Source organism: Mesorhizobium sp. M0217, from assembly GCF_040321955.1.
GTDB lineage: Bacteria > Pseudomonadota > Alphaproteobacteria > Rhizobiales > Rhizobiaceae > Mesorhizobium.
The window spans coordinates 1-24,540 of sequence record NZ_JAMYSN010000046.1; the positions used below are offsets into that span (position 1 = coordinate 1).

Here is a 24,540-nt window from a genome sequence, read left to right on the forward strand (position 1 = left end):
ACATGCAGGCTCGAACCACTCCAAAACCCCTTCGGGCCAAAAGTGTTACCCATGTCTCCGATATAAACCGTAACCTATGTGTCCGGAATGGACCCAGAGAAAACTGGTGCCCAGAGGCGGAATTCAAGTGAAGAAAATCCCGTTTTGCTTTCAGATACTTAGGGGAATGTTAGCCGCATCTGATACCAACATAAATACCAACAAAATATTCCTGTGGATTGGTTCGGTTCCTGCTATCTCTCAATGCCTTGCACCTGCACCTTGTCTCTTCCGGTTTAGTCTACATCCTTCTTGGTCATACCTCATCATGCGGGGTCGAGTGAAGATCACGGCTGGCCAAGACGACTTAATCAGAACGGATGGCCATTGCGCTCAATATCGGGATCGCTTTAGGCGGTTTCTGAAAGCCGACATCGTGCGAAGAACAGGTGGCTATTTACGGGTCCTGAGACCTTGGCCCATACACCGCTTTGTAGGGTGGACGCGGCGCAACGAAAAGCGCGGCCAGCCGTTCCTCATGTTGCTTGACCAGTGAGGCAGCAATAACAGGTAACTCTGCGGCGGACCGGTGTAGTCGTCGAGGTCGATTGGATTAGACTTCATAGGTGCTCCGTCGACGCGTAGTAGACGGTCTCGTCCTACCAGCAGCCCAGCTTGGCCCAGTGCATTCTGGCTTTGCAGGCGCATGGCGGCAGAAATGATCTCGCGCCAGTGCCTGATACCGCCCTTGGCGATTTGGCCCTTGGTGAAGGCGAACTCCAATTCAACGCAGCCGAGAGACAGGATGTCGATTTGATGTCGGTCAATTGCGTAGCAGGCCATGGCATCGACCAACGCTGTCATATAACTGGCATAGTAGGATCGGCGCCTCGGAGGTGCCGGGCCACATCCCACCCGCTTGGGCCGTCCCCAAGTCTGATATCTGTCAGGAGAGCCACAACTCGCTCCGGCTCACGATCGAAAGTCGCAATCGCTTGAAGGCCCTTTTAAGCCGGCGACCACCTCGAACCCGGCCTCCCGGAGAGAGTTCTCGACGTCTCCACGATCAGCACGGAACCCGATGACATTGAAAGCCTGCTTCGTGCGCCCCAACAGTTGAACGGCTGCGAACTCTTAAGGTTCCTGGCGCGCAATAGCACTCGTTAATCCGGTGGAAAGCAGGTTGTGATCCAGCCGTTTCGAACAGGTTGCGGCAGGCGAAAAGGATTGAGGACAGCTGAACTTTGCGCGCATCATCGACGCACTGACCATTGGCCTTCGTCTCCTCTAGGCAGCGGGAACATTAGCGCCAACTAAAAGTTGGGAGCAAACACGAACAGGTTCTTGATGGCACATGATCATTCTTTCAAAATGTTGATCCGCAAGCTCCAAGCCATCTCGGAACTCGCAGAATCAGACATTGCGACCTTGGGGAACATCTCGATTCAGGAGAAGAGATATCAGGCCAACGAAGACATTCTGCGCGAGGGCGATAAGCCGAGCCTTTCGTTCGTCGTTCTTGAAGGCTTAATAGGGTCGATCAAACTAACCGGGGAGGGGAAGCGTCAAATCTCCTCCTTTTTTGTTCCGGGCGACATTCCCGACCTGCATGGTTTGCATTTGTCGGTCATGGATTGCACTTTCACCCCTCTCATGCCCGCTAGGGTGGGCTTCATGCGGCACGACGAACTTCGCGCCGTTTGCGACCAGCACTCTTCGATAACGAGAGTGTTTTGGCGCTCGACGGTGATCGATGCGGCGATCTATCGAGAGTGGGTCACCAACGTCGGTAGGCGCGACGCCTACTCGCGTATGGCTCACATTCTTTGCGAACTCATTGTTCGCCTTCGCTCGGTAGGCCGCATTGAAGATCATGTGGCCTATCTCCCCATAACGCAGGCTGCACTTGGCGACGCACTTGGCCTCTCTACCGTGCACGTGAACCGAGTGCTTCAGGACCTTAGACGCGACGGTCTGATATCCACCGTTGGCTCGCGTTTTCATGCGACCGACTGGGCAGGGCTCGTTCGCGCCGCAGATTTTGACTCTACCTATCTTCATCAAAGGGCTGCGCAGACGGGTGCCGGTTTCTGATCCTGCTGGGTCGCTCATGATCCGTTGAGCCCTCGCGATCCTCAAAACCGAATCTCCTGTAGAACCCGCACTCCAACAGGAATGTCGATCACCGCTTGAGAACTGGACCGCAGACTTACCTAGCGACGGCATGGCTTCTCAAAGATACGACCTCAGGAGGGACTCGACGAAACCTGAGCGGTGTTTGACGCGTTCACTGGCCAACCAGCCGATGCGTGGGGCGCTCCGGCTAAATATCTGGACGGGGAATATTCCCGCGATCTTGTAAGCCTTCTGACCGCGTCGACCTGAAGCGAAGTTTCGCCGGGGGGTAATCTCTAAAGTGCGACTGCCATGGAACACGTGCCGAGCGCCGGAGAGTGTCCAATTCCCCGGTCTGTGCATCCCGGGCACAAGCTCAGCCATAGTGGAGACGCGGCTTTGGCAACGTTCCTATAAATTGAACCCCAATTCGGTCGTTCCTGCGCCACCGCAGGACTGCCTGGTAGGCAACGCCGTCGGTCGGCCCGTAAACCACGAACCGCTCAGGGACACGCGATTCCACCGGGATTTGAGCTCAGCTCTGCCACTGTTTTGGTTCCGAATGGTGCAACTGATCTCGGAGTTTGTAATTCCGCTGATGATTGAGGCGCCTTTCAGCACCCGCTGCCTCCGTTCGCGGCGATGCTCTTCATCAACCATGTGACCTCCATCGGTCACCCGCGGCCCTATATGGTACGCGCACCGGCGAATAAACTGTCCATCTAGGTCGTCGCTCGTTAGTGTCTCACTTTAAAGTTTGACGACGGAGACGGACAGCATAAATGCCCGTTGCGCCGGTGAATTCGCAACGCGAACAGACCCGAATGGGCTCGTCGTATAGCGTTGTTAATCCGGCAGCAGCATCTCCTCTTCATCGGCCGCGGCTTCGAACAGGAGCCGGAAGTCATTACCCGCCATTTTGCCATCCATCGCAGATAGGCAAGCCTCGGCCGCCAGTCGCCACTTGGGGCCACGATTGGACCACTTTAGAAGCTCCTCCGCGGCGGCATCAACTCGGTTGACACCAAGGCGAAGCCCCGGGCGCTCAGTCTTCACATAAACCGGAGGGTTGAACCAACGGTGGGGCATCACGCCTCTCGAACGTCAAAGGCGATGAACAGTCCCCAAACGGAGGCTGATTTGACGATCATTTCGACTAACTGGCAGTCAGTTTCGAGAAGATCGCCGCCGCGCTGACGGACCGCTACAATGGTCGCTTTGACGGAAATAATGTCGCCGGGTTGAGAGCCCAACAGGACCTCGCGGACCAGCTCCTTGGCCGTTTGCTGCGTAGGCCGAACAGGTGCTTGAATGTCCATCCCATCCTCCCAGAGAGATAGAACCTCAATCAGCAATTCTGTGGGTCACTTTCCGAAAAAGGCAAGAGTCGGAAACGTACAAAGTAGGTTCCCGCAAACACCGCCCTACGATGGCTAAATCCCGCGACAGGCGCTGATTTGCACCTCACCGTGTCAGCTGCCGACGCGACCATAAGGAGCGAGGGCCCGCCTCTCTCCCAAGTTCTCACGGACGAACGCGAACAACGGTCTTGCCCGCGCGTCGGTCCGTTGAGTTGAAGGTGCCGATGGCATCATCCAAGCTCGAAACCTTGCCGATGTTCGTCCGCAGTCGTCCATCGCGGATCCGCTGCACTATCTCAGAAAGCTGGGCTCGATCAGCCTCGACGACGAAGTCAACCGCCAGGCCGTCTGCAGGTCGAATATCCGTTGGTCCGACGACTGTGACAAGGATACCTCCGGCCCGGACGAGCGTTGCGGATCGCTTCTGGACATCGCCGCCGATGACATCGAACACCAGATCGACGCCGCCGACATCTTCAAGGGTGTCTTTTGCGAGGTCGAGGAATTCATTTGCACCGAAGTCGAGCGCTTTCTGGCGGTCGGCGGCCCGCCCGGTGCCGATCACATAGGCTCCGGCCTCCCTGGCAAGCTGCGCCACCATCGAACCGACGGCACCGGCAGCGCCATGCGCGAGAACGCTCTGCCCGGCCTTGATGCGGCCATGCTGGAACAGCCCCTGCCATGCGGTTAGGCCGGAGATCGGCAGGCTAGCGCCCACCGTAAAGTCGACATCGCCGGGCAGCGGCGCGAGGTTACGGGCCTCCATGGCAACATACTCGGCGAGGGTGCCGTCGCGATGCCAGTCCGCGAGGCCGAACACCCGCTGACCTATAGAAAGCCCCGTAGTGCCGTAGCCGAGCGCAGTGACCACACCAGCCAGTTCGTGGCCGAGGATCGAAGAGGTCCGGTCACGGAAGGCTCGGTCGGCCCACGTCGAGGGCCACTCCAGTTCGGTGTTGACGAATCCTGCCGCATGAACCTGTACGACCACGTCGTTAATTGCCGCCCGAGGCTCGGGCAACTCCACCAACTTCATCCCGGCCGTTCCTGCAGTCTGGTCCGTCGCTACGATTGCTTTCATGGGGCGTCTCCTCACCGTTGGGGTAAATTGCGGGCGCGGAGGATCTTTCGATGTCTCGCGCAGAGTTGGCGTTGAGTTCATCGTTGGCGACCGCGAGCGGAAGCTAAGCAATCTCGTCGGATTCTTCCAGCACGGGTAAACTTGCGTTCGTGAACACCCCTGCCATCGCAATCTCAGACACTTCAAGCATGTGGAACAAAAGCAGATCAAATACGTTGTGCCGTTCCCAACATGGAGAGCGTCATGCAAACTACACCCCGAGCCAAAGGCGAAGCTATCAGCAAGGATCCTGACGAATGGACGACGGGAGACGAGCCAATGACTCCGTCGCAAGCTTCCTACTTGAAAACATTATGTGAGCAGGCGGGCGACGACAGAAGCTACGCCGAAGATCTAAGCAAAGCCGAGGCCTCGAAGCGAATCGACGCGCTAAGGACTGAGCTCAAGCTCTGAAGGCGCTGGGAGACCTACGACAGGTTGGTCAGTTTTGCGGTATTTGGCCTCTGATCTGGACGGTCGTATTAGTGAAGGTGGTAGAGTTTGCTAAGGATCTTCAATTCTCCTGCGACTCTTGAGCAGAGAAAGATAGTCGGTGAACCTTGTGGTTCCAAATTCGTCCTCGACCTTCGCAGTGGCTGCATCGCCCGTAATGTCGAGCGATGCGACTGCCCAGTTGGGGCTGGTGTTCGGCGGCAAGGCCGCACTCATCACCTCGCCGACATAGGCATCGACACTCAGCCATGGAGCTCGAAGAGATCGCGGCTATCTACCCGCTCTATCAGCAAACCGGGTATGGGCGGAAAGTGGGCGTAGGCCGACCATGTGGTTGTCGACGCCGAGATGCGCAGTGCTGGTATCGGCGCCAAACTGATGGGGCGGATCGAGAAGGAAGCAGCGCGTTTCGGCTGCGACATCACCCGCATCTCGATACGAGCGCACACACAAATTCTACAGCCTAAACGGGTTAGGCCGATGATGCGCTCGTTCTGGTCAGCCACTGAGTGCGTGGGTCGAGGCAGAGTTCCCACAATATGCTGCGCACAAAGTAGCGACAGAGCGGGCCTAGAAGCGACATAGCGCCGGGTGTGAACGCGAACGCAGCCGGCGCCCGAATGCGTTCAGCGAGCGCCGTCGCGTCCACCTTGCCTTTCTTTGACGGCCCTGTGTTCAGCTTCCCACGGCAACGCGTGGAAGTCGGGCTGGTGCCCCGCTTCACGGTAGCCAGCCTGAGTGAGTAACTTGCTTTGTCCCGCTCCACGACGCAAACAAACGGCGGATTCCCCAAGCACCTATAAACGCCTACAGCTTTTTCCATGCGACAGGTGTGCTGCGGGTGCTCGAAGATGTCGTCCTTCATTGCGATGACAGAACAGGGAGCGAGGACAACTCTTTTTTTGATTGCAGAGAGAGTCTGAGCGGGCTTACTAGTGAGGGGTTTGCCATCGCTTTGAGGGAGGCTGCGATGGTTGCAACGCCCATAGATATCGCTCAAGCGGCCACTACGGCCACCTTGCTGATGCGCCTTCGTCAACGTCATCGCGATGACGTGGCGCGAGGCTGGGAAGATGCCGACCCTTCTACTGTTGCCGTCTCCCGTACGCCTGAGTGTCAATGGCGCGATTTAGCCAAGGCCCTGGTGCACGATTGGTTCGAGCTGATAAATCGTCAGCAAGTAGCCGCTGCCCGCCAGCGGCCCAGCAGCCGTCTGCGGGACTTTGCAGCGGGCGCGCTGGGCCTGACCGGTGGGGCGGTGTGGTATCCGCCGGCTGGCGAACATATGCGCCTCCTCCCAACGCCAGCGAAACATCCAAACGAACGAGGCGATCTAACAGCGATCTCACCGTCCAGCCAACACATAGGCCTATAGCAAAGGCTTATAATCGCTGAGAGAACGAAAATGGCCGACGCCATGGTTGGGGAACCCGGGTGGGTAGGCGCCGGCCACAAGCGGAACAGGCCCGCCGCGCCACACACATGGCTGATTTGTCATCACGTGGTTATGGTGTGATCGCGTAGGGCTAGACCAGCGGAACTTAGTAAACGCCGCTTATTAAGCGATCCTCGACGCGATCGTTCATCGCCACGACGACCTGGGAAACTTGACGATTGCAGCCCTCTGCCATGTCGAGCTCAAGTCATGAACATCGGCCCTCCGATCATGAGCAGGCATGCGCCCATCCTACCATATCGCGCTGCCGGTATCGCAAGGCGCCGGCAGCAAGGGGGAGGCGACCAGAGCCGATGTGAAGGGACTAGGCAGCTAATATTCGCTTGCGCTAATTTAAATGTGCCGTAACGTCAGGCTCAGCCTTTTGCGGAGGCGCAACGGTGGGGAGTATGATGAGAGTTGCTGTGTTTTGTGCGGCGATCGTGATCGCTGGGACTGGTGTCGCTGTTGCCAAGGAGAAGAAGGTGGTGGTGAGTGACGCCACGGACCTTTGCTCTACGAAGCACTCGGCCAAGAAGCAGGTGCTCGAGCTGGACTGCAGGCCGACCGGAACCGCCAAATTGCCGGCCGGTGGAACGCCGGAAAAGCCGCGCCTCGGATACGACACCGATCCGTGGCTGGTTAAAGGCCTTTAGACACTAGGCGACGGCAACACAGCGCGGCTAAGGGGATGTGCGCTGGCGGTGAAGCCTTCTTTGTTCTCTCATCGGTGGAACATTGTCGCCTGAAAACGCTTCGGACGGTGCACTGCCCCATCAGTGCAACGTTCCCTTCCTTGTTTGCACTGGCCGGCTGCCGAAAGGTGGCCGGCTTTTTTGTATATAAGCGCGACCTGATGTTTGGGGCTTGTTGATTGGACAGCAGCGAGTGGCCGCTGCTGGCTTAGCGTCCAGGATTGGAATCTGTAAAGGCGAGATCACCAAGGCAGGGATGACCAGACTAAATAACGGTTTCGTCTGTTAGCCGCCACGCCGACGATAATTGAATTCAGAAGGGAGTCGGCCCGGCTGCCCAACATCAGGGTGCAAAAGACAGCCGGGCCAAGGCTGGAAAGAGTTCCGCTCCAGCCCAGCCGTGCCCGGCACGATACGCATCGCACCTGGGCGCAAGCGGTACCAATGGCTCGCCTATTCCGCCGCGCCTTTTCGGCAGGAAACCCTCGGCCTCATCACAATGGAGGGCGACATTCGCAGCGCCCTATGGAACCATCCAGAGTGACATAGGCTGTTTCATGGAACTTCCTGATGACATCAGGAGGCCTGTTAAGCATGCCAGTTGTTCGCGCTCATAGCTCAGATGCAGGTTGGAGCCCTTCCTAGTGCACCAGTATGAGAAGCGAGAACTAGGAACCGGGAGTGCTGCGAATAGATTGCCGCAGTCCAGCTTTCATCAGAGCATGGCAAGGGCTGCCTTTCTCTCCACGTTGGCAGTCGTCCTGCTGCTCGCGCTATTGCCAGACCACCTGCTGCACGCCCTCGGATTGGCCTTTACGTCTCATCACGACAAGCTCAACCACGCCGCCGCGTTCGCCACCTTGTCAGCTTTGGGTAGCCTCGGCTGGCCCCAACAGGTGGTCCGGCTGGCGGTTCTACTTGCTTTAACGGGCGCAGCGATTGAAATCCTTCAATGCGTCACAGGGCGTGACATGAGTGTCTTCGACTGGTTTGCCGACTGCGCCGGAATGGCATACGGGCTGAGAACTATGAGCTGGGTGAACGAGATTCTAGGCGAACCGGTTATTTGATCGCCACAGGCTCCGCTTTACCGCCGCCGTCTTGGCCCCACTTGCCAGCCTCACGCCCGGGGCCGCCTTCGATCACCCTCGCTATTGCCGTTCAATTTCCGACGCAAAGGCCGATAGCAAGGGAAATAGGTTTCTGGGCCGCTCACCATTTTAGACTTAGGTCCGATTCTCTCGCGCAAATGGCCGAAGCCGGAAACATTTCTCCTTCTACTTTGTTGCAGTGGCCGTGCCGCTGAGGAGAACATGCACAGTGCCTCTATCAAATGAACTGCGCGACGTACCGATAGAATTCCAATGCCCCTCCTGTTCGTGCCCAATGGTGAGAAGGGGATCCTGGCTGAAAACGATTGCCGGTTTCAGCTGCGATAGCTGCAGGTCCAGAGTGCGGATCGGCTACGAAGCGAAGCTGGCCATATTCGACCGGCACCTTAAGCGACGCGCGCCGGATCTGGGCCGACGACCAATGGAGTGCGATCCCGGCAACGGTTCCTGAGAGTGTGTCGGCAATTCAAGCTCCAACTGCTTGCGGTCTGCCGCAAGTCCAAGCTTTCATCTGGTCGCAGGGTCAGGCGGCTCTTCGTCCGTACGGAACCGATGATGGCGAGAGGTTTCGATGCGCTCGGAGCACCGAGCAGGTCGACACGTTTTTCGTGCGACCACCAATCTCTAGCTGGCCGCTCCGATGCTCTGACGAGGTGCGAGCAACTTGATCTTCAATAGTCTTTTTCGAGCCAGCATGCGCGCCGCCTCCGCGATGCGGTCTCCGTAAGCATCGGCGACGAATGATAGCGTCGACAGGTCGATAATGAGGTCGTCGATCGCGCCCGCCAAGACACTGGACCCGCGCCCAAATTGATGCACCAGCGCCAGCACTTCCTTAAGTGCCGTCGAGGCTTCACCCGCATCCAGCAGCGCCTCGATGTCATCGAAAACCTGCATCCCGACCCTCCCGCTTTAAAACGGTGGCAATTTCGCGCGAAAAGAAAGCGCCTGCCAAAGTGCTCGCGCACTAAGGCGGCTATTCAAACAACAAGAAAGACCCTGGTGGCCCAACGATGAAGGGCGTCCATGGAGGGCGTTCAGCGAGACGCAACTGAGATTCGGCGCGACATTAAAGGACGGCGATGCTTCAGCCGCGCTCTCTTACGAGCAATCCGAGCAGCGCCCAGCCGCCAGCCAATCGAAGATGTACGCCAAGACCGATAAGCTGGCGGAGCGTTTTGCCGAGACTGAAGACGCGGTGAATCGCTCAGCGAAGACATGACCGAGGTGGAGGCGGTCTCTGCCGAGGTGACCCGGTGGAAGTTGATGGGCCTCGGCGCATTGGGCGTCACTGGCATGGCAGCGGCGGCGCTCGCCTCGCTTAGTTACGCCCTGTTGGTCTATCTGGCGCGTGCTGCGCGGCGGATGACGAGCAGGCGGCATAGTCGACAGGCTCTCAAGATGGCTGGTGATGTGTGATGATCGCGTCGACGGGAACAGCTTTGCGATTACGCACGAGTTCTTATCAGTTATGCTCGGTGTCAGGCGGCCCGGCGTCACCATAGCGCTGCAAACCTTGGAGGGCCAAGGTCTGATACGCTCAATGCGAGGAGAGGTAGTCATTCTTGATCGCGCGCGTCTAATTGCGCTGGCTGATGGGTCATATGGCAGGGCTGAAGCCGAATACGCTCGGCTAGTCGGCAAACTGCATTGACGGCAGACGCCGCCCCCGTGCACAGTGCCCCTGCAACAGAGCCCGCTGGCTGAGCCACGGGTGTTTTTGCGTCAGGCGGGAACATTCCCGCTCTGAGGCTGTTTGGCTACAACCGGCTCGTTCTTCAGCGGTCCGTGCCGGTGACCAAGATGCGTCCCTCACTCGTCATGGGATGGCCCGCGCAGCCTCGGAAGCAGGCGCGGGCCATCCCATCAAGCCCTAGCCCCACGGCAGGGGCTTTTTGCTGTTCGAATCTGATGCGGTCCTGGCGGGAGTAAACACTGTCACTCCGTGCCGAGGCGAGTTCCTCCCGGAAATGGTGCATGAGCGCTCGCTCTTCCGCCAGACATGATCGGAGCGACCGTGCCATTTCGATACAAACGGATGATTCTATTGCGTAATCTTTGCTCATCGTCGCATTCAAACTCGCGCTGAGTCTGATTGTTCCATGAGCAAGAGCGCCCGGCTATTGAAAACCGAGCGACTTCTTTCGTTTGCCGACTTAGCTATTGCGCGAGAGCAACACCCAAACGTGAGGTATAGCTCCCTCAGCGCCTCTGGTTGACAATCGTTTCGGCCTGAGATTCCGACGACCTCGGTGCGCCGCTTGATCTCGCCGTTGAGACGTTCGATCGGATTCGTCGAGTGGAGCTTGGCGCGATGTTCCTTGGGGAAGGTCATGTAGGCCAGCACGTCGGGCTCGGCGTCGTCCATGATTGTCGCCAGCTTCGGCACCTTCGGCCGGATCTGGTCGGCGACGGCGCGCCATTGTACGGACGCGGCCTCGGGCGTTTCCCGGGCGAAAGCGGTGGCGATGAAGGCTGAGACGACCCTGCGGCCGCTCTTGCCGGCATGGGCCAGCACGTTCCTCATGAAGTGGACGCGGCACCTCTGCCATGTCGCGCACAGCACCTTGGTGACGGCCGCCTTGAGGCCTTCGTGAGCATCGGAGACGACGAGCTTGACGCCGCGCAGGCCGCGACGTGTCAGCTTGCGCAGGAACTCTGTCCAGATCGGCTCGGCCTCCGAGGTGCCAATCTCCATGCCCAGTACCTCGCGCCGGCCGTCCGCGTTGACGCCGACGGCGATGATAACGGCGACCGAGACGATCCGCCCACCGCGGCGGACCTTCAGGTAAGTGGCGTCGATCCACAGGTATGGCCAATCGCCCTCGATCGGCCGCTCGAGGAAGGCCTTCACCTTCCCGTCGATCTCCTCGCACAGCCGCGAGACCTGGCTCTTGGATATGCCGCTCATACCCATGGCCTTGACCAGGTCGTCAACCGACCGGGTCGAGATGCCTTGCACATAAGCTTCCTGGATGACGGCGGTTAGCGCCTTCTCGGCCATGCGGCGCGGTTCGAGGAAACCTGGGAAGTAGCTTCCCTTCCTGAGCTTCGGGATGCGCAGCTCGACCGTGCCGGCCCGCGTCTCCCAGTCCCGGTCGCGGTAGCCATTGCGCTGGGCGAGCCGCAGCGGGTTCTTCTCGCCATAGCTGGCGCCGGTGGCCGCGCCCACCTCCATTTCCATCAGTCGCTCGGCGGCAAAGCCGATCATCTCCCGCAGCAGATCGGCATCCGGGGTCTTCTCCACGAGCGTGCGCAGGTTCATCATGTCGTCGGTCATCGGTGGTCCTTCCGAAATGGGTTGGCGTCAACAACCAAACCCTACCGGAAAGCGCCGATGACCACCCACACCCCGCTCGCTGGCTACAGCGCTACTAACGGCGCGCTCGTGAGCGGCTTCGCTACCGCCGAGCTACACCACCTGATGGGACACGACCTTTCATTTGCTTTAGGAACAACGCGTAAATGGAAAAGTTGGTCCACCGCAGCGCTCGTGAGGATGCCTTACCGCTGCCGGCCGGCGGCAAAGGGTCCGGCCCGCGCTTTCCTTCCTAGTGTGACGTGGCCCTCAAGGCTGCCAAGTTGTTCCTGCCTCACTGATCCAGTTCAATTGGATCGTGATCTGGTTGCTCGTGCCACATCACCTGGCGGAAATCGCGTTTGTCGACCTGCTGACCGCAGATCGGGCATGCGTGAAATCGATCGTCACAGTCCTGCGGTTGGTGTGGCTTGCCGGGGATAGGCGGTCCAAGGTCGGCTATTCTAGCCATGCGCGACCGAACAAGATGCTGCGGCAAAGTTCCGTCAGTTTGGTTTTCTCAGTTGGTGAAAGACATCGCACCAAAAGCGGTAGTCATCTGGTCGACCGTCGAAATGCGCCTCCAAAGCGCAGTGCGCCACGGCGGTCGGTGCTTCCATCCCATAAAGTTCGATCGCAGATTGAGCGGCCTGATCTCTGTCGACGAGATCGGCAATCTTCAAAGCGGCGAAATCAGCGCTCCGGATCGCGAGCCTCCGTGGACCAAATATTCCAACACCTAAGGGTGACTATATGATCCCCTCATGGCAACTCTGCGGTACGACGAAAGGCAGGAACCGGATGGGACGTGGACGGTATTCGACGTGTTCACCGGGCTCCCGGCTATTGTAGCGGGCCACCCATCTGTCGACCTTCCCGACATGGAGTATGCCGAAGAGCTGGCCGCCATCCTGAATGCCAACGACCTGAAGCAGAGGCTATCTCACGGTAGGTTCCCCGGAGGGTTCGCCTGACCGAAGTGGCATTAGCCCCCGGTCGTATTGCCCATCCAGGTTGGTTCGTCCGATCCGAACAAGCAATTGTTATTGATCTACCGGCTACGACGGTTTTAAGTCGACTCGCCATTGCTTTTCGTAGGGAGGACGTGATGGGCAACGTGGTGCCAATCTGCAAGGCCGCGCCTTGCGTGGAAGTGGTCGGAGCCAGTGGCGAATGGGTCGTCCGCATCATTGAAACTGACCAGGAAATTACACGCTCATTCGCCCTGGAATCGTTCGCACTGGCCTTCGCAGAAGGCCAGCGGATACGCCTGCATCTCGACAAGGTTGTGCGGCTTTAGGACCCTCCTGCGGCTGGGTACCCTCAGGGCCGCGACGGTGATGGCCGATTGTTCCATTGCTGGTGAGGCTTGCGGTGTGACGTCTCTGTCGTCAGCCCGCGCGGCCGGAAGGGCGGCAGGCTTTTTATTGGTTGAGATCGAGCGGCTCGTGATCGGGCTGCTCGTGCCACATCACCTGCCGGAAGTCGTGTCGGTCTACCTGCTGGCCGCAGATGGGGCACGCATGGAAATGCTCCGGCCAGTCAGCGTCATGTGGCTTGCCGGGCTTAGGCGGTCCAAGGTCAACAATTTTCGTCATCACCAACGAACACGGCGACCCGGCAAAAGTTCCGGGGTGTGTGTGTGCATGCGTTCGAAGGCTGACAACAAGACCCCCACGCCGGAAGGTGAATGATGATCGCGACGCTAGCCTAGCCATCCCCAACGGCTCGGACAAATCCGGTTCCCGGCGGCGTTCCCGTCGTTCTTCAAGGAACAGCTTCGGTGTGCTCGTCCCACTCAAGGGGCGTTGTCCCGCGCTCTTGACGAAACTTTCCAAACTCCTTGCGCAGGTCGGCAAGGTCCAATGCCCAAAGATGCTCACTGCTTCCGGGGTTCGACAAAGCGCTCACCAGTTCCGTCCGCTCTCTCGGAATTAAGTTGGCTTCGCGGTTGAGCCTTCAAGGTGGCATTGCGAGATAATTTGCTCGCTTGCTAATATGCCTATATCTTAGGCAGAGGAGTGGGGGTCTCATATCTTCCCGCAGTGGCCGGTGCGGTTAAGCCCCACAAGCACCCCCAACTGCACCGGCCATGTCCCACGGCTGGGTATGGTCTTTGCGCTCGGCATATCTTTTCAAGAGCTTCCGTGAAGCCTGACGCAAATTTGTTGCTGCTGCGAGCCGCACCCCCCGTTTGGCGGAGCTTCGTATATCTCTCGCTTTACGACGATCTTATCCGAAGTGATTAGGCGAGCTAGGCGCTTCAGCGAGCTGCCACTACCTCGTAGGCGTCCAAAGCTTCTTGGTGTGCCGATGCCGAAAAGCAACCCAGCGGCCGGTCCATAAACGGCCAGCAAGTCGAGGTCCTGGGCTCCATCCGTAGGATGGGTCGACGAGCGGGTCGAACAGTGGCGCGCGCGCCCCCGAGAGGAAGAGGGAATGTCTTATAACGGAGCGTCCGCAAGTGTCGGACGCTGACCGGGCTGCCCAGCGCAACCCTGCTGAACCCGACGCTTTGGTGTCACTTCCAAGTATACCCTGATGTGCAACAACAACATATGCGCAAATCGAAAGCCGTCCGGCTTACCGGTCAAGAACGGGAGCGCCGCTAAGACGAAAAAGCATCTCGCTGTAGGGTAGCCGAGCAAGGATCTTGCCGTGGTTGGCAATTGCCGCAGCTGTCATTCCTCTACATAGGAGACTGACGCCCCCTTGGGTTCGTTGGCAGATGGCATCCGGACTGTCAACGAGATGCAGATCCGGAACCCCATATACTATGGCAGTTACACCCTCAGGAATGGCTCCGATCGGTTGAACTACCAATATGCGCACACCGAGCAGCCACCCTATGATAATGGCGGCTACGCAACCAGTGCAGCCAAAGACGCCGAACTTCTTCATCGCATCGCACTATTCCCCGCATCCCATCATCGTACCTGATGGCGTGATGGTGCATTCGTTGCCTTCAGTGTCCACGGAATGAGTTCCGGTGCTGTCTGTCCAGGAGCGAATGGAGTAGGAGTTTCCTTCGCTATCGCTACTGGTGACCTCTTGGCCTCCGTTCGGAAAGCGAAGAGTTTCGGTGTCAATCGAATAGTTATTCCTTCGGTATCGTACGATCTCACATGTTGATCCCCATTTTTGCCGGAATAGGAATCTGTGCAGACCCTGTAGTCGCTTTCACCCAAGCAATCAGCGTATGCGGAAGCGGTGCAGCCGAGTAGAAATGCTGCCGTCAATCCGATGACGTTTACTTTCATTGAATTTCCTCGATAAAAACACTAAAGCCCCGCCAATAGTCATAACGGCTCTGGGCGCGAGGAACCGCAGCGGCTAGGTATCCTTGAAGTTAAACCGCCTATCAAGCCAATCTGCGCCTCTGAAATACACCGCACTCGAGTGCCACGAGTTGTTCAAGGTAAGCGTCCAGGCCCAAAGGCTTATGGATACAAGTGCACCAATCCACCCGTACAGCAGAGCTGCCGCAAAAAGCGATGGGGTCGACATAACGAGTATCCACCACTCCCAAATGAAGCGCAAGGTAATACCGACGCAAAAATAAATAGAGATGAAGAGTATAATCCCGACAACGACCCCTGTAAATTCCATTATCCTGCCAGTATTTTTCTTTTTTGCTGTTCGAATTCTTGATCTGTGATGATTCCGGTCGCCTTCAAAGCGCCGAGACGCTCAAGCATTGACACCACGTCGGTACCCTGCGGTTGATTGTAGACTGGAGCTGGCTGCCTTCTCTGCTCCAGTGCATCCCTAACCTTATTGACGAATTTGACAACAGTCTTCTTCCAAACGTTGCTGATGTGCCGCTGCGAAGCTCCGTCTTCGATGGTGATCGAACCAAAGATGAGCCCCGTTTTGCCGCTAACAGCATTTACCTTGTCAAGGCCTATGCTGGCCTGCTTCAGGCCGTAGATCATTCCTTTGTCGAGAAAGATGATACGTCGGTCTGTCAGGGTGATGAGCCACGTGTCGCCGTCCATGAGCCCAGAAGTGAATGCCAATACCTGCTCACCGTCTGAAAGAATCTCCGGAAGGTGATTTAGCTCTTTCTTTGTAAAAAATTGATCGTCGCCGATTTCATCGGCGATACGTTTATACTCAATTCGAAGCTCCGCCTTGGACGCATTTTTAAAATCGAAGGTCATATTCTCTCCAATCGCTATCCGAGTCAGCAGCGCACAGATTGTATTTCTAAGATTTAGGCTAGGTTATCCCACCGGGCGAACGGCTTTCGTAATTTTCAACCAATCTGATGTTCTATTTTGTTTGAAACGCCGAGATATGGGAGCTTCGTGCAAGGTGGCTAGATGAAAAGAAGCCACCACATTCGGCGCGCTTGGAGCAGCTTGTGCACTCGTTCAAGTACGCATTTTTCCAGTCACTAATCGACCGCTTTGCATACTTGTGGATAGAGCCATCAAGAAGACAGAGCTGGTGATTGTAGACTGAAACATTGATCCTAGCCGCAGCCAGATATTGCACAGCCGCCCGCAACTCACTTCGATAGTCGTACGGGTCCATCCAGAGCTTATCCATATTTGCCCTTGTGAAGCCAGTGATCTCCAGTCCCATAAACGTCACGTGGTCTACGAAGGTGAGGTTTCTAAAAATGAAATCTGACAGGTCGACGAGACCTTCATAGGTCTGCTTGTGAACGACAACTCGTATCTCAACCTCAGCCCCGACGGCCTTCAGGTTCATGATCCCGCGGATGGTCTCATCGAAGGCGCCTTTGGACTGAACCACGTAGTCGTGAACTTCCGGGTCGGCGGAATAGATCGGTATGCCGACCGAAAGACGAGGATGTCCAATCCCTTGATAGCGCTCTGCGAATTGCCGATCCTTGAACGTCCGGCCATTGGAAAGAATATGAACCGGCGTAGACGGAAGGTGGTCACGAGCTGATGACAAAATGTCAAAAAAGTCCTCACCCACCAGCGTTGGCTCACCGCCAGTGATCCCGAGAAACGGGGTCGTTACGGGCAGCAGGGGCAGCACATCCAAAATCTCCCTCGCCAACCAGCGATCATCAACGTCTTTGGGTGGCTGGGAGCACATCAAACACAGGTGGTTGCACCGCTCCGTTACGAGGAAATAGTTCGCGTTGGCATCCTTTCTGAACAGGACACGCACTGCCTTTCGATCCGGCACAAAGCGGATGACGTCTCCTTCGCTAAGGTAGTCGAACTCGTGGGGCAGAACGACTAGTCGTCGGTCTGAAAACAGTCGCTCAGCTTCCGGCCGATGCTCCTCAAAGGTGACAACCCACTGGCATTCAGGATGAAACGTCTGCCCCTTGAAAAGATACGCATCATGTTCTCGGTTAGGCGCTTGGTCAGCTTGGCCCGTCACGAGCCTAAGTGCCACTCGCTGTGAGAAATCACCGACGCTTGCTGACACAGCGAAGCCACTCAGTCGCAACATCCTAATTCGCCCAACTTAGAAAGAGTTCTCGGGCGGTAACGTCCCTCTCCATAAGGTCGATCAGCCTCTTGAAGATCGACATATTGCGATTGCAGAATCCCGACCGCGTTTTGAGGCCAACAAAGTCGCCCTGCGTTGCGGTATGGAATACTGGATCGGAGCCACAGAACGGCTCGTAAGCGCAGTCGGCGCACATCGGTACGGAGCCTGCAAAAGATTGCTCGATAGGATCGAGGAGAGCGTCGGACCCGAAAATCTCGCCATAGGTGTTTTCGTGGACATTCCCGAGCAGAAATGTCTTGTCGCCCATTTCGGCCAACATTCGTGCTTCGTCGGACGCGTAGACGCTGGCGTCATAGTTATAGACAACGGCGGAGATACCGATGCCTGCCGGGCTCATAAGATCCACATATCCTGGCTCGAAAGGCGTGAGCATCTTTGTAAGGATGGTGGCCGCGTAAAACTCCTTGAAAGGAATGCCGTTACGGTTCAGTTCCAGGATGTAATTCAGCCCGTCGAAGTAGAAATCGAGCCAGCGGTCCACGTCATAGGCTGCGTACGATTTCGTCTTGACCGCGAAGCCGTAAGGGGAAAGCGGCCGAAGGAATATTCCGGGGAAATCTAGCCGCACGTATTCGTCAATGATCTCGCGCGCCAGTGGAAGACTGGCTTTGGTCGTTGTCATAAGTGCGCTGACGCGTTCATGGCCGAGAGCCAGTCTGGCCTTGTGGATACCTGCCACAGCCAATTCGTAGCTGTTCTTTGCCGGGCGCGGTCGATTGGCATTGTGAAGAGTGGCCGCTCCGTCGAGCGACGTTGAAATTAAAATCCTGTGCACGCGACAGAATTCCAAGATTTCGTCGGTGATGACGGCGAGATTCGTCGTGATGACGAATTGCAGCGACCGCCCGGCGACCTTGTTGATCGCTTCAGCCCGATGCACGACGTGTTGGATCAACAGGAAATTCAGGAGCGGCTCGCCGCCTTGGAACTCGATCTTGATAGCCGGACTTGGAGACTGGAAAATGAGCGCCAACGCCTTCTCGGCAGTCTCCTCTGACATATCGAAGGCTGAACGATCTTCGCTTTGGCGAGATACCTGACAGTAGGGGCAGGAGTGCTCGCACCGCAAAGACACGACCATGATGTGAAGCGAGGTGAAGTTCTCAAGCCTTCTTGCCTTGGTCCGAACCTTCAGCGCCAGCAGCTCCTTGCCGATATTGGAGGATGCATCAAAGAGGAACTGCCTGCTGCGCAGGCGGGAGTAGGCGGGGTGTGTGCTGGGAAGCTCGTGCCTGATAAACGAAGCCAGCACGGCGCGCGGCAATACCAGATATTCGCCCGCTTGGTTGGTCAGCACATACCGCTCGTCGTCCAACTGGGAAAAACGAAAGTACGCGAGCTGATAAGTGTCCTCCAACGGTCGTTGGAACTCAGTTGCCGGAGCAAACTTAGTCATCGGACTGCAGGCCCGATCTGGAAAACGCAAGCGCCAGTATCGCGTTTCTAACAGTGGCGGTTTCGGCGGCGATGCTGCTACGCAGGTCCTGATCCAAGACCTCTAGCCGCAGTCTTTCTACCGCTGCGTCGGCCGAAGTTCGCGCGGCCGCCTTGCTGAAGTTGATCGTGCATACTGCGAAGCCGCCCTCGATCGTGATCTCAACCGCAGCGTTGCCGGTTACCCGATACGCTGCGCGCTTTACACAGTCGAGGCTGAAGACTGACAGATCAAACTTGACTTGGGCAGTCTGGACGAGCTCGCTCTCGCGAGGGGTGTCCGCCATCAACAATAGCTGTAGCCAGAGCAGTGAGACCCGTGACTAGCATGGCTCGAATGGCTGGTGTGGTACGCCATGATAACGTCCGTACCATTTGAGCGATCTAGCACCTCACCGTAGCCGAGGTCCGCCGGGACAGTGCCAGCTTCAGCGAGCTTGGTCGAAGGCTGATTTGCCGATTCGACAAGGACTGCAGCCTGAACTTGGCCGCCGAGAATCATCGTGGCCGACAAGGCCATTGGTGACAGGAAATTGCGTTTCGACATTATCCAAACCCCCGTTTGTACGGACTCATTAGCAAAACGCGCCAAGCCGGACAAGTACCGCTTGTGGAGAAGTGCTTAAGGGACCACTAATGTTCCGGGTCAAATACTTGTATTGTGGAGTTGACGGGGTCCGTCTTCTGAGCGCAATCGATCGCAGAAGCGGCCCGACGATGCTCTTTTGCAGCCGCTTCGGCTGCCGCCAGAAAGCGCTCGGATTTCAGCCCGAGACAGCTGTTCGGAAGGTTTGGTTCTGGGCCATTGGCGATCTCCGCTTGATGGGGTTCGCCGCAACGCGGACCATAGTCCTACATGCCACGCTGCCTGACCTCCTGGCCTACTCTCACGGGAGCGATAGGGCCAGGCGCCAAGCGCCACCATCAGGAGGGAAGCGGTCGTGCCGACCATGTCTCGCGCCTGAGCGTCGCGGGCGCCGCATCAAGGAAGCGGGGTACAGCGCTGCGGCCTGATACTGGACTCCCGGCTTCAGACGATGCATTCTCGCCTCGGGGAAGGGATCATGGGCAATTCTGTTCATGCCAGGAGGTTGCAGAGGCGACGGCCTTGGTGGCGCTCGCTTTTCCGCTATCGTCTCGCCGCCGTTCTGGTGATGCTCGGGGCGACTTCCGCGGGCTATCTTGCAGTCGGCGACGATCGGCACGAGCTGCCGCGCGTTCACCATGGCGGCGATTCGTCGGCCAGCAACGCGGCTGTCCGCGAGGCGGGCTGCGATATCAAGGGCAACATTAACGAGCGCGGCGAGCATATCTACCATATGCCGGGGCAGGAATATTACTCTGCTACGCGCGTCAACACAGCTCGAGGAGAGCGCTGGTTCTGCTCACAATGGGAAGCGTGGTGGGCGGGCTGGCGGAAAGCGAAAGTGTAGCGATTGCCTTTAGACTACACCTTCAGTTGCTCGATGCGCGTGCTCTTTATTGGAAGTTCGAACATCGCGCCGCCCGCGAGTTCCGGGTAATGCGTCGATCGCCAGAGATGACGATCCAACGCCCCCTCCGTGCTCAGCTGGGCGATCCAGGCCACATCTTTCACGCCGGGGCCGAACTTCTCTCTGATATGGACGATCTCATGCTCCCCGGCGAACAGGGCATTTAGCGAACGGGCGAGAGCGGGCGACAGGTTTTCGTCGACCAGGGCTTTCACGCGGCACTCTGAAGGCTCTCTTCGAATTTCATGGCGTCTCTAACAGCGGTAGCTGAGACATCGAAAAGGCGCGCCACCTTTTCCACAAATCCTTCGGCTTCTACAGCTTGCGCAAGCGCCACGGTCGGGACGCCATATTTGGAGGCGATCGGCTGACCGAACGAACGATGGGGGTCGATCACGATGGACTGCTTGCCATTGAAGGGCCGCCAGCGCGCCACCGCGTCATCCTCGATATCCAGGTCTTTGAACGTCCGATCTATGCAGGAATGCAGCCAGAGCGACGCGGCAAAGCCCATCGGGACGCGCCAGCCTAGGTCTTCCTCCCCCCGCTGCATGCCAGACGTATTGTCCTTGGGCATCGCGCCGCTCCATCGGCGAGGCGTCAGTTCGTCTCGTCTACGATACTGTCATAGTCGCGGCCGATCAGTAGCAGCACGAAGCCGCAGGGCACTGTCACGCTGGTGAGGGCAATAAGGCCGAGCCATCCATAGTCCGGCTTCGCAAAATAGTAGTACCAGCTAATCGCCTGCACCAGCGGAGACACGATCAACATCCAAGCACCCCATTTGCCATCCGTGTTGAGCCGGATCGTTGTCGTCGCCCGATATCTGATTGCCATACGTATGCCCTCCCGTTCCTCAAAAGGCAGCTTCGCGTCGGTTGAGCGCGAACGCAAGCGCCGGCCCGGCTACGGCTTTGCCAGCCTCACGCCGGCGCCTCCTCCATTCTGCGGAATGAGCTCAACCCCGGCAGCCTCCAGAGCGGCCTGCAGGTCGACCAACGTGCGGTCGTATGGCGTCCGCTTGCCAGCTTCGAAATTGGCAATGGTCGTCTTGGCCACCTGGGAGGCCGCTGCCAGCTGATCCTGCGACCATCCAACAAGCGCCCGGGCTGCCCGGCATTGAGATGGCGAAAGTGTCATTTTAGTTAAACCTTACATTAAAGTGACTGTACGATACGTGCAGCCTTATACCATTAGTGCAACGTTATCGCAAATGCAGACCCAAATGCCTAACACCCCTCTTCTGGAGGCCGGCGAAGCTATGGCCGCTGCCTTCCCTTTAGAAGATTTTCCCGCGCCCTGCTCGGTGCCATCGCCTCTATTCCGGCCATAAGAGGCGCGGCCGCGGCGCATGTCTCGCCGCAACCGGCGCCTCTGCCCTCCGAGGAGGAACTGCTGCAAGCCTACAGTGAGTGGCTGTTCTTCGAACGTCTGCTGCTTATGCGCGACATCTACCCTCGCGAGCGCAACCCCTACCGCCAAACAGCCCTCGTGCCCTGCAACACTCTTGCGGCGCATTACCATTTCCCGCTACGATGACCGAGAGTTGTAGCCCGACATGGGAAACGGTGCCCTCGCCAGCCACGCGTGCGCTGCTCGTCTTGCAGACTGTCGGCGTTGACTTCAGGCCGCTGAGTGAACGGCAATGATCTTTCGTTCAGAAGGAAACTGCCATGCGATGGTTTGTGGTCGACGTGATGCGCCGCGAAGCCCGGAAGTGGGACTGGGCGGCGCTTGTGACCGATACGCATCCTGACGATCTAGAAGCTCGGATCTTTGCGAAGCAGTGCTGGGTCCCCATTCCCGGCAAGCACCGAAACCGAGATGCGGCTTGGGATATGTTCGAGGCGATGTCAGCCACGCGGCACTGACTGACTTTCATTCCGCAGAAGAGAAACGAACAGCCCGCTGCGGCTGGTGGCGGGTTTTTCATGTCGCGTTTCATGTCGCGTCCATCAGCCGCGCACCAGTAAAAACCGTTGGAAACCAAGGATACTCAGTTGCAACATGGTGCAACATCAGCTGAATATTACAGAAACAAGCGGTGCCCAGAGGCAAGTAGGAAATGTCTGTGCTTTCAGATCTTACCACGCACATAGCATGCGGACAACCAACAGAAATAGCAACAATAGATTCTTGTGGGTTATTTCATTCCTCCCGGAATGTCCGACTGATTTGGTCCGACAGCGGCTTCACGAAATAGGAAAGCGCCGTACGCTCACCCGTCTGGACCATCGCTTCGGCCGGCATACCGGGCACGAGCGTCAGGCCCTTGAGCTTCGTCAGTTCCGCCTGCGGAACCGACAGGCGCACCAGGTAGTACGAAATGCCGTTTTTTTCATCCGTCGCCAGATCGGCTGCGATCCGGCTGACATATCCGTTCAATATCGGCGTGGTTCTCAGATTGAAGGCTGACATCCGCAGCACGGCCTTGTGACCAAGCTGGATTTGGTCGATGTCCTTCGGGGTGATTCGTACTTCAAGCGCAAGATCGTCGCCTTCCGGCACGATTAGCATGATCGGATCGGCGGGCGTGATCACTCCGCCGACCGTATGAATTGCGAGTTGTTGAATGGTGCCTGACTGCGGCGCGACGATATCGATCCGCCGCAGTTCCTGTTCAACCGCCACCTTGCGCTCAACATACTCCCCGACCTGCGCCTGAACCTCTCTGAGCTCCTGGCCCACTTCCGACTTGAAATCCTGATCGATCTGCGGGATCTGCAGGCGCGTTTCGGCTATGCGGGCTGCCGTCTGTGCCTGATCTGCGATCTTCTCACCGCGTTCGCCACCGAAAGTGGCAACCTGGATCTTCAGGCTGTTCAACCGTTGGTCCGAGACAATGCCTTGGTTGCGCAGCCCACTTAGAACAGCAATTTCCTTTTGGAGAACCTCGATCATTTTTTCACAGGCAATTTCCTGCGCCTTGAGTCCTTCGATCTCGTGGTGATATTGAGTAATGCGTTCCGCCAATTGCGCCTGCTTCCCGTCGCGGGATTGCCTGCGGAATTCGAACAGCAACGTCTCGCTATCTATTGCCGAAGCTACGTCCGGAACATCTCTTCGGGCGAGTAGCCAGTCCGGGAAGGGGATTTCCGCGAGATCGTCACGCTCAGCATCGAGTCGAGCTAGGTAGGCGGCCAGCTCATCGAGCCGCTTGGTGACTATGGCGAGATTAGCGCGCGCCTGGGTGGCATCGAGCCGCATGAGGATGTCGCCGGCTTTTACCTTATCGCCTTCGCGCACCAGGATTTCTCCCACCACCCCGCCAGTCGGGTGCTGCACCTTCTTGACATAGGAAACGACGACAAAGTGTCCGGACGCTACAACCGCACCGGAGAGATTCGTGAAGTTCGCCCAGGCTCCGGCTCCTCCCACAAAGATCACGCTCGCCAGAAAGCCCGCCACCAGGTGGCGGCGAATGGAGCTTGAAACGTCATTGTTCTGATCAATGCCGGACACCGGTATCCTCCATGTCAGCGCGCTCTGCCACGTTATCCTGTGTAGACTCGATGGCCTTCAGGACTTTGGAAGGCGCACCGAATGATCGCTGCCGTCCACCTTCCATCACCAACACCAAATCGACGGCGCGGATGACGCTCGGCTGATGGCAGACAACAACCGCAATGCCCTTGCGCTCGCGCACAGAGGCGATCGCCTTAGCGACTGCAGCTTCGCCTTCCGCGTCGAGATGGATATTGGGTTCATCCAGCACGACAAGGAACGGGTCTCGATAAAGGGCCCGGGCAAGACCGATAAGCTGACGCTGCCCGGCGGAAAGTGCCGATCCGGCCTCACCAATCGGAGTTTCGTATCCGTGCTCAAATCGGAGGATCAGTTCGTGCGTGCCCGCTGCTTTCGCCGCGGCGACAATAGCCTCAGGGTCAGGATCATGTTCAAAACGAGCAATGTTTTCGGCAATGGTGCCGTCGAACAGTTCAACACCTTGCGGCAGATAGCCGATATGACGGCCTAGTGCTTCCCGGTCCCATTGATCGAGGCTTGCGCTGTCGATGCGAACCTTCCCGGCGACCGGCGTCCATGCGCCGACGATGGCGCGCGAGAGTGTCGACTTGCCCGAGCCCGATGGACCGATGACCCCGAGTGCGCTTCCCGCCTGAATGGCAAACGCAATGCCGGTCACGGTCGGCTTGCTTTCGCCGGGCGGAACAATTGTCACGCTTTCGAGGCGCAGTTCGCGTTCAGGTGCAGGCATAGGCACAACAGGAGCGGTTTCAGGAACCTTTTCCAAGAGGTCCTCCAGCCGCGCCCAACTCTGGCGCGCCATGAGGAAGGGTTTCCAGCTTGAAATGGCCAGATCGACCGGAGCCAGCGCACGCCCCATCATGATCGAACTGACAATCATGACCCCGGCCGTAGCCTCCTGCCTGACGACAAGGTACGCACCGACGGTAAGAATGGCCGATTGCACCTGCAGGCGCAAGTCGGCATTGCAACGCGCTGCTTGCAGCAGACCATTGCGTGCCATGTTGTGGGCAACGGTATCGCTTATCGGCCCTTGCGAGAGAGTGTTGGCAAG

The 24,540-nt window shown here is 57.7% G+C and carries 26 protein-coding genes and 4 pseudogenes; 12 read left to right on the plus strand and 18 right to left on the minus strand.

Annotated elements, in window-relative coordinates; genetic code table 11:
• Positions 1 to 432 precede the first annotated feature (432 nt).
• On the minus strand, positions 433 to 843 hold the full coding sequence (locus NKJ18_RS31890) for a patatin-like phospholipase domain-containing protein (RefSeq protein ID WP_023669676.1): 411 nt from the start codon (positions 841 to 843) through the stop codon (positions 433 to 435).
• A 483-nt stretch (positions 844 to 1,326) separates the two neighbouring features.
• Here NKJ18_RS31890 and NKJ18_RS31895 point away from each other — a divergent pair, with 483 nt between their 5' ends.
• Entirely contained in the window at positions 1,327 to 2,073 is a 747-nt protein-coding gene (locus tag NKJ18_RS31895) for a Crp/Fnr family transcriptional regulator (RefSeq protein WP_023699539.1), read from the plus strand.
• 867 nt (positions 2,074 to 2,940) lie between these two features.
• On the opposite strand, the gene NKJ18_RS31900 is transcribed toward NKJ18_RS31895, so the two are convergent.
• The 3 genes from NKJ18_RS31900 to NKJ18_RS31910 form a co-directional block, all read right to left on the minus strand.
• On the minus strand, positions 2,941 to 3,183 hold the full coding sequence (locus tag NKJ18_RS31900) for a DUF982 domain-containing protein (protein ID WP_023827380.1): 243 nt from the start codon (positions 3,181 to 3,183) through the stop codon (positions 2,941 to 2,943).
• Positions 3,183 to 3,413 carry a hypothetical protein gene (locus NKJ18_RS31905; protein ID WP_352761462.1) on the minus strand — a complete coding sequence of 77 codons (231 nt, stop codon included), beginning with the start codon at positions 3,411 to 3,413 and terminating at the stop codon, positions 3,183 to 3,185. The genes NKJ18_RS31900 and NKJ18_RS31905 overlap by 1 nt, the downstream gene beginning before the upstream one ends.
• 205 nt (positions 3,414 to 3,618) lie before the next feature.
• Positions 3,619 to 4,536, minus strand: coding sequence for an NADP-dependent oxidoreductase (locus tag NKJ18_RS31910; protein WP_023827378.1), 918 nt, complete (start codon positions 4,534 to 4,536; stop codon positions 3,619 to 3,621).
• A 243-nt stretch (positions 4,537 to 4,779) separates the two neighbouring features.
• Here NKJ18_RS31910 and NKJ18_RS31915 point away from each other — a divergent pair, with 243 nt between their 5' ends.
• Entirely contained in the window at positions 4,780 to 4,989 is a 210-nt protein-coding gene (locus tag NKJ18_RS31915; RefSeq protein WP_031193277.1) for a DUF3072 domain-containing protein, read from the plus strand.
• Positions 4,990 to 5,079: 90 nt separating this feature from the next.
• On the opposite strand, the gene NKJ18_RS31920 is transcribed toward NKJ18_RS31915, so the two are convergent.
• The gene (locus NKJ18_RS31920; RefSeq protein ID WP_081731653.1) at positions 5,080 to 5,244 is read right to left on the minus strand and encodes a nuclear transport factor 2 family protein; all 165 of its coding nucleotides are present in this window, start codon (positions 5,242 to 5,244) and stop codon (positions 5,080 to 5,082) included.
• Between the two features lie 1,629 nt (positions 5,245 to 6,873).
• On the opposite strand from NKJ18_RS31920, the gene NKJ18_RS31925 reads away from it, so the two are divergent.
• Both NKJ18_RS31925 and NKJ18_RS31930 read left to right on the plus strand, forming a co-directional pair.
• Positions 6,874 to 7,119 (plus strand): hypothetical protein, encoded by a 246-nt coding sequence (locus NKJ18_RS31925; protein WP_023737208.1) that lies wholly within the window; start codon positions 6,874 to 6,876, stop codon positions 7,117 to 7,119.
• Positions 7,120 to 7,853: 734 nt separating this feature from the next.
• Positions 7,854 to 8,228 carry a VanZ family protein gene (locus NKJ18_RS31930; RefSeq protein WP_245261419.1) on the plus strand — a complete coding sequence of 125 codons (375 nt, stop codon included), beginning with the start codon at positions 7,854 to 7,856 and terminating at the stop codon, positions 8,226 to 8,228.
• A 666-nt stretch (positions 8,229 to 8,894) separates the two neighbouring features.
• Here the strand turns inward: NKJ18_RS31930 and NKJ18_RS31935 are convergent.
• On the minus strand, positions 8,895 to 9,167 hold the full coding sequence (locus tag NKJ18_RS31935; RefSeq protein ID WP_023698300.1) for a hypothetical protein: 273 nt from the start codon (positions 9,165 to 9,167) through the stop codon (positions 8,895 to 8,897).
• A gap of 101 nt (positions 9,168 to 9,268) precedes the next feature.
• Between NKJ18_RS31935 and NKJ18_RS31940 the strand changes: the two are divergent.
• The 3 genes and pseudogenes from NKJ18_RS31940 to NKJ18_RS31950 all read left to right on the plus strand — a co-directional run.
• Positions 9,269 to 9,325: pseudogene (locus NKJ18_RS31940) on the plus strand (hypothetical protein); the annotation flags it as partial.
• Between the two features lie 163 nt (positions 9,326 to 9,488).
• The gene (locus NKJ18_RS31945; protein WP_023695071.1) at positions 9,489 to 9,689 is read left to right on the plus strand and encodes a DUF1515 family protein; all 201 of its coding nucleotides are present in this window, start codon (positions 9,489 to 9,491) and stop codon (positions 9,687 to 9,689) included.
• A pseudogene (locus tag NKJ18_RS31950) lies at positions 9,658 to 9,924 on the plus strand (Crp/Fnr family transcriptional regulator); the annotation flags it as partial. The gene NKJ18_RS31945 and the pseudogene NKJ18_RS31950, both read left to right, overlap by 32 nt.
• A gap of 582 nt (positions 9,925 to 10,506) precedes the next feature.
• Here NKJ18_RS31950 and NKJ18_RS31955 read toward each other — a convergent pair.
• Both NKJ18_RS31955 and NKJ18_RS33100 read right to left on the minus strand, forming a co-directional pair.
• Positions 10,507 to 11,550 (minus strand): annotated as a pseudogene (locus tag NKJ18_RS31955) (IS256 family transposase); the annotation flags it as partial.
• A 524-nt stretch (positions 11,551 to 12,074) separates the two neighbouring features.
• Positions 12,075 to 12,188 (minus strand): Y4oE-related protein, encoded by a 114-nt coding sequence (locus NKJ18_RS33100; protein ID WP_502882206.1) that lies wholly within the window; start codon positions 12,186 to 12,188, stop codon positions 12,075 to 12,077.
• A 144-nt stretch (positions 12,189 to 12,332) separates the two neighbouring features.
• Between NKJ18_RS33100 and NKJ18_RS31965 the strand changes: the two genes are divergently transcribed.
• The 3 genes from NKJ18_RS31965 (at position 12,333) to NKJ18_RS31975 (ending at position 13,262) form a co-directional block, all read left to right on the plus strand.
• Complete coding sequence (locus NKJ18_RS31965) at positions 12,333 to 12,542, plus strand: hypothetical protein (RefSeq protein ID WP_023672260.1); 210 nt, start codon at positions 12,333 to 12,335, stop codon at positions 12,540 to 12,542.
• Positions 12,543 to 12,676: 134 nt separating this feature from the next.
• The gene (locus NKJ18_RS31970; RefSeq protein WP_023672259.1) at positions 12,677 to 12,868 is read left to right on the plus strand and encodes a hypothetical protein; all 192 of its coding nucleotides are present in this window, start codon (positions 12,677 to 12,679) and stop codon (positions 12,866 to 12,868) included.
• A 76-nt stretch (positions 12,869 to 12,944) separates the two neighbouring features.
• Entirely contained in the window at positions 12,945 to 13,262 is a 318-nt protein-coding gene (locus NKJ18_RS31975; protein WP_198025548.1) for a hypothetical protein, read from the plus strand.
• A 1,914-nt stretch (positions 13,263 to 15,176) separates the two neighbouring features.
• Here NKJ18_RS31975 and NKJ18_RS31980 read toward each other — a convergent pair.
• The 4 genes from NKJ18_RS31980 to hxsD all read right to left on the minus strand — a co-directional run bounded on the left by NKJ18_RS31980 (position 15,177) and on the right by hxsD (position 18,794).
• Positions 15,177 to 15,731, minus strand: a complete 555-nt coding sequence (locus NKJ18_RS31980) for a PH domain-containing protein (RefSeq protein WP_023706350.1) — start codon at positions 15,729 to 15,731, stop codon at positions 15,177 to 15,179.
• A 112-nt stretch (positions 15,732 to 15,843) separates the two neighbouring features.
• Entirely contained in the window at positions 15,844 to 17,010 is a 1,167-nt protein-coding gene (gene hxsC, locus NKJ18_RS31985; protein WP_050588172.1) for a His-Xaa-Ser system radical SAM maturase HxsC, read from the minus strand.
• Position 17,011: 1 nt separating this feature from the next.
• Entirely contained in the window at positions 17,012 to 18,469 is a 1,458-nt protein-coding gene (hxsB, locus tag NKJ18_RS31990; protein ID WP_023827848.1) for a His-Xaa-Ser system radical SAM maturase HxsB, read from the minus strand.
• Positions 18,462 to 18,794: a His-Xaa-Ser system protein HxsD gene (gene hxsD / locus NKJ18_RS31995; protein WP_023672253.1), complete on the minus strand. Its 333-nt coding sequence runs from the start codon at positions 18,792 to 18,794 to the stop codon at positions 18,462 to 18,464. The genes hxsB and hxsD overlap by 8 nt, the downstream gene beginning before the upstream one ends.
• 777 nt (positions 18,795 to 19,571) lie before the next feature.
• Here hxsD and NKJ18_RS32000 point away from each other — a divergent pair.
• Positions 19,572 to 19,940, plus strand: coding sequence for a sunset domain-containing protein (locus NKJ18_RS32000; RefSeq protein ID WP_031197527.1), 369 nt, complete (start codon positions 19,572 to 19,574; stop codon positions 19,938 to 19,940).
• A 14-nt stretch (positions 19,941 to 19,954) separates the two neighbouring features.
• On the opposite strand, the gene NKJ18_RS32005 is transcribed toward NKJ18_RS32000, so the two are convergent.
• The 4 genes and pseudogenes from NKJ18_RS32005 to NKJ18_RS32020 form a co-directional block, all read right to left on the minus strand.
• On the minus strand, positions 19,955 to 20,215 hold the full coding sequence (locus NKJ18_RS32005) for a PIN-like domain-containing protein (RefSeq protein ID WP_023672250.1): 261 nt from the start codon (positions 20,213 to 20,215) through the stop codon (positions 19,955 to 19,957).
• Positions 20,212 to 20,577, minus strand: coding sequence for a hypothetical protein (locus NKJ18_RS32010; protein ID WP_196814863.1), 366 nt, complete (start codon positions 20,575 to 20,577; stop codon positions 20,212 to 20,214). Before NKJ18_RS32010 ends, NKJ18_RS32005 begins: the two co-directional genes overlap by 4 nt.
• A gap of 23 nt (positions 20,578 to 20,600) precedes the next feature.
• Entirely contained in the window at positions 20,601 to 20,837 is a 237-nt protein-coding gene (locus NKJ18_RS32015; RefSeq protein ID WP_023672248.1) for a hypothetical protein, read from the minus strand.
• Positions 20,838 to 20,912: 75 nt separating this feature from the next.
• A pseudogene (locus NKJ18_RS32020) lies at positions 20,913 to 21,140 on the minus strand (helix-turn-helix domain-containing protein); the annotation flags it as partial.
• A 533-nt stretch (positions 21,141 to 21,673) separates the two neighbouring features.
• Between NKJ18_RS32020 and NKJ18_RS32025 the strand changes: the two are divergent.
• Positions 21,674 to 21,871, plus strand: coding sequence for a hypothetical protein (locus NKJ18_RS32025; protein ID WP_023750022.1), 198 nt, complete (start codon positions 21,674 to 21,676; stop codon positions 21,869 to 21,871).
• 277 nt (positions 21,872 to 22,148) lie between these two features.
• Here the strand turns inward: NKJ18_RS32025 and NKJ18_RS32030 are convergent, their stop codons facing one another.
• Together NKJ18_RS32030 and NKJ18_RS32035 are read right to left on the minus strand one after the other, a co-directional pair.
• Complete coding sequence (locus tag NKJ18_RS32030) at positions 22,149 to 23,462, minus strand: HlyD family type I secretion periplasmic adaptor subunit (protein WP_023724595.1); 1,314 nt, start codon at positions 23,460 to 23,462, stop codon at positions 22,149 to 22,151.
• Positions 23,449 to 24,540 (minus strand): type I secretion system permease/ATPase (locus NKJ18_RS32035; protein WP_352761470.1); only part of this gene is annotated, 1,092 nt, incomplete at its 5' end. The genes NKJ18_RS32035 and NKJ18_RS32030, both read right to left, overlap by 14 nt.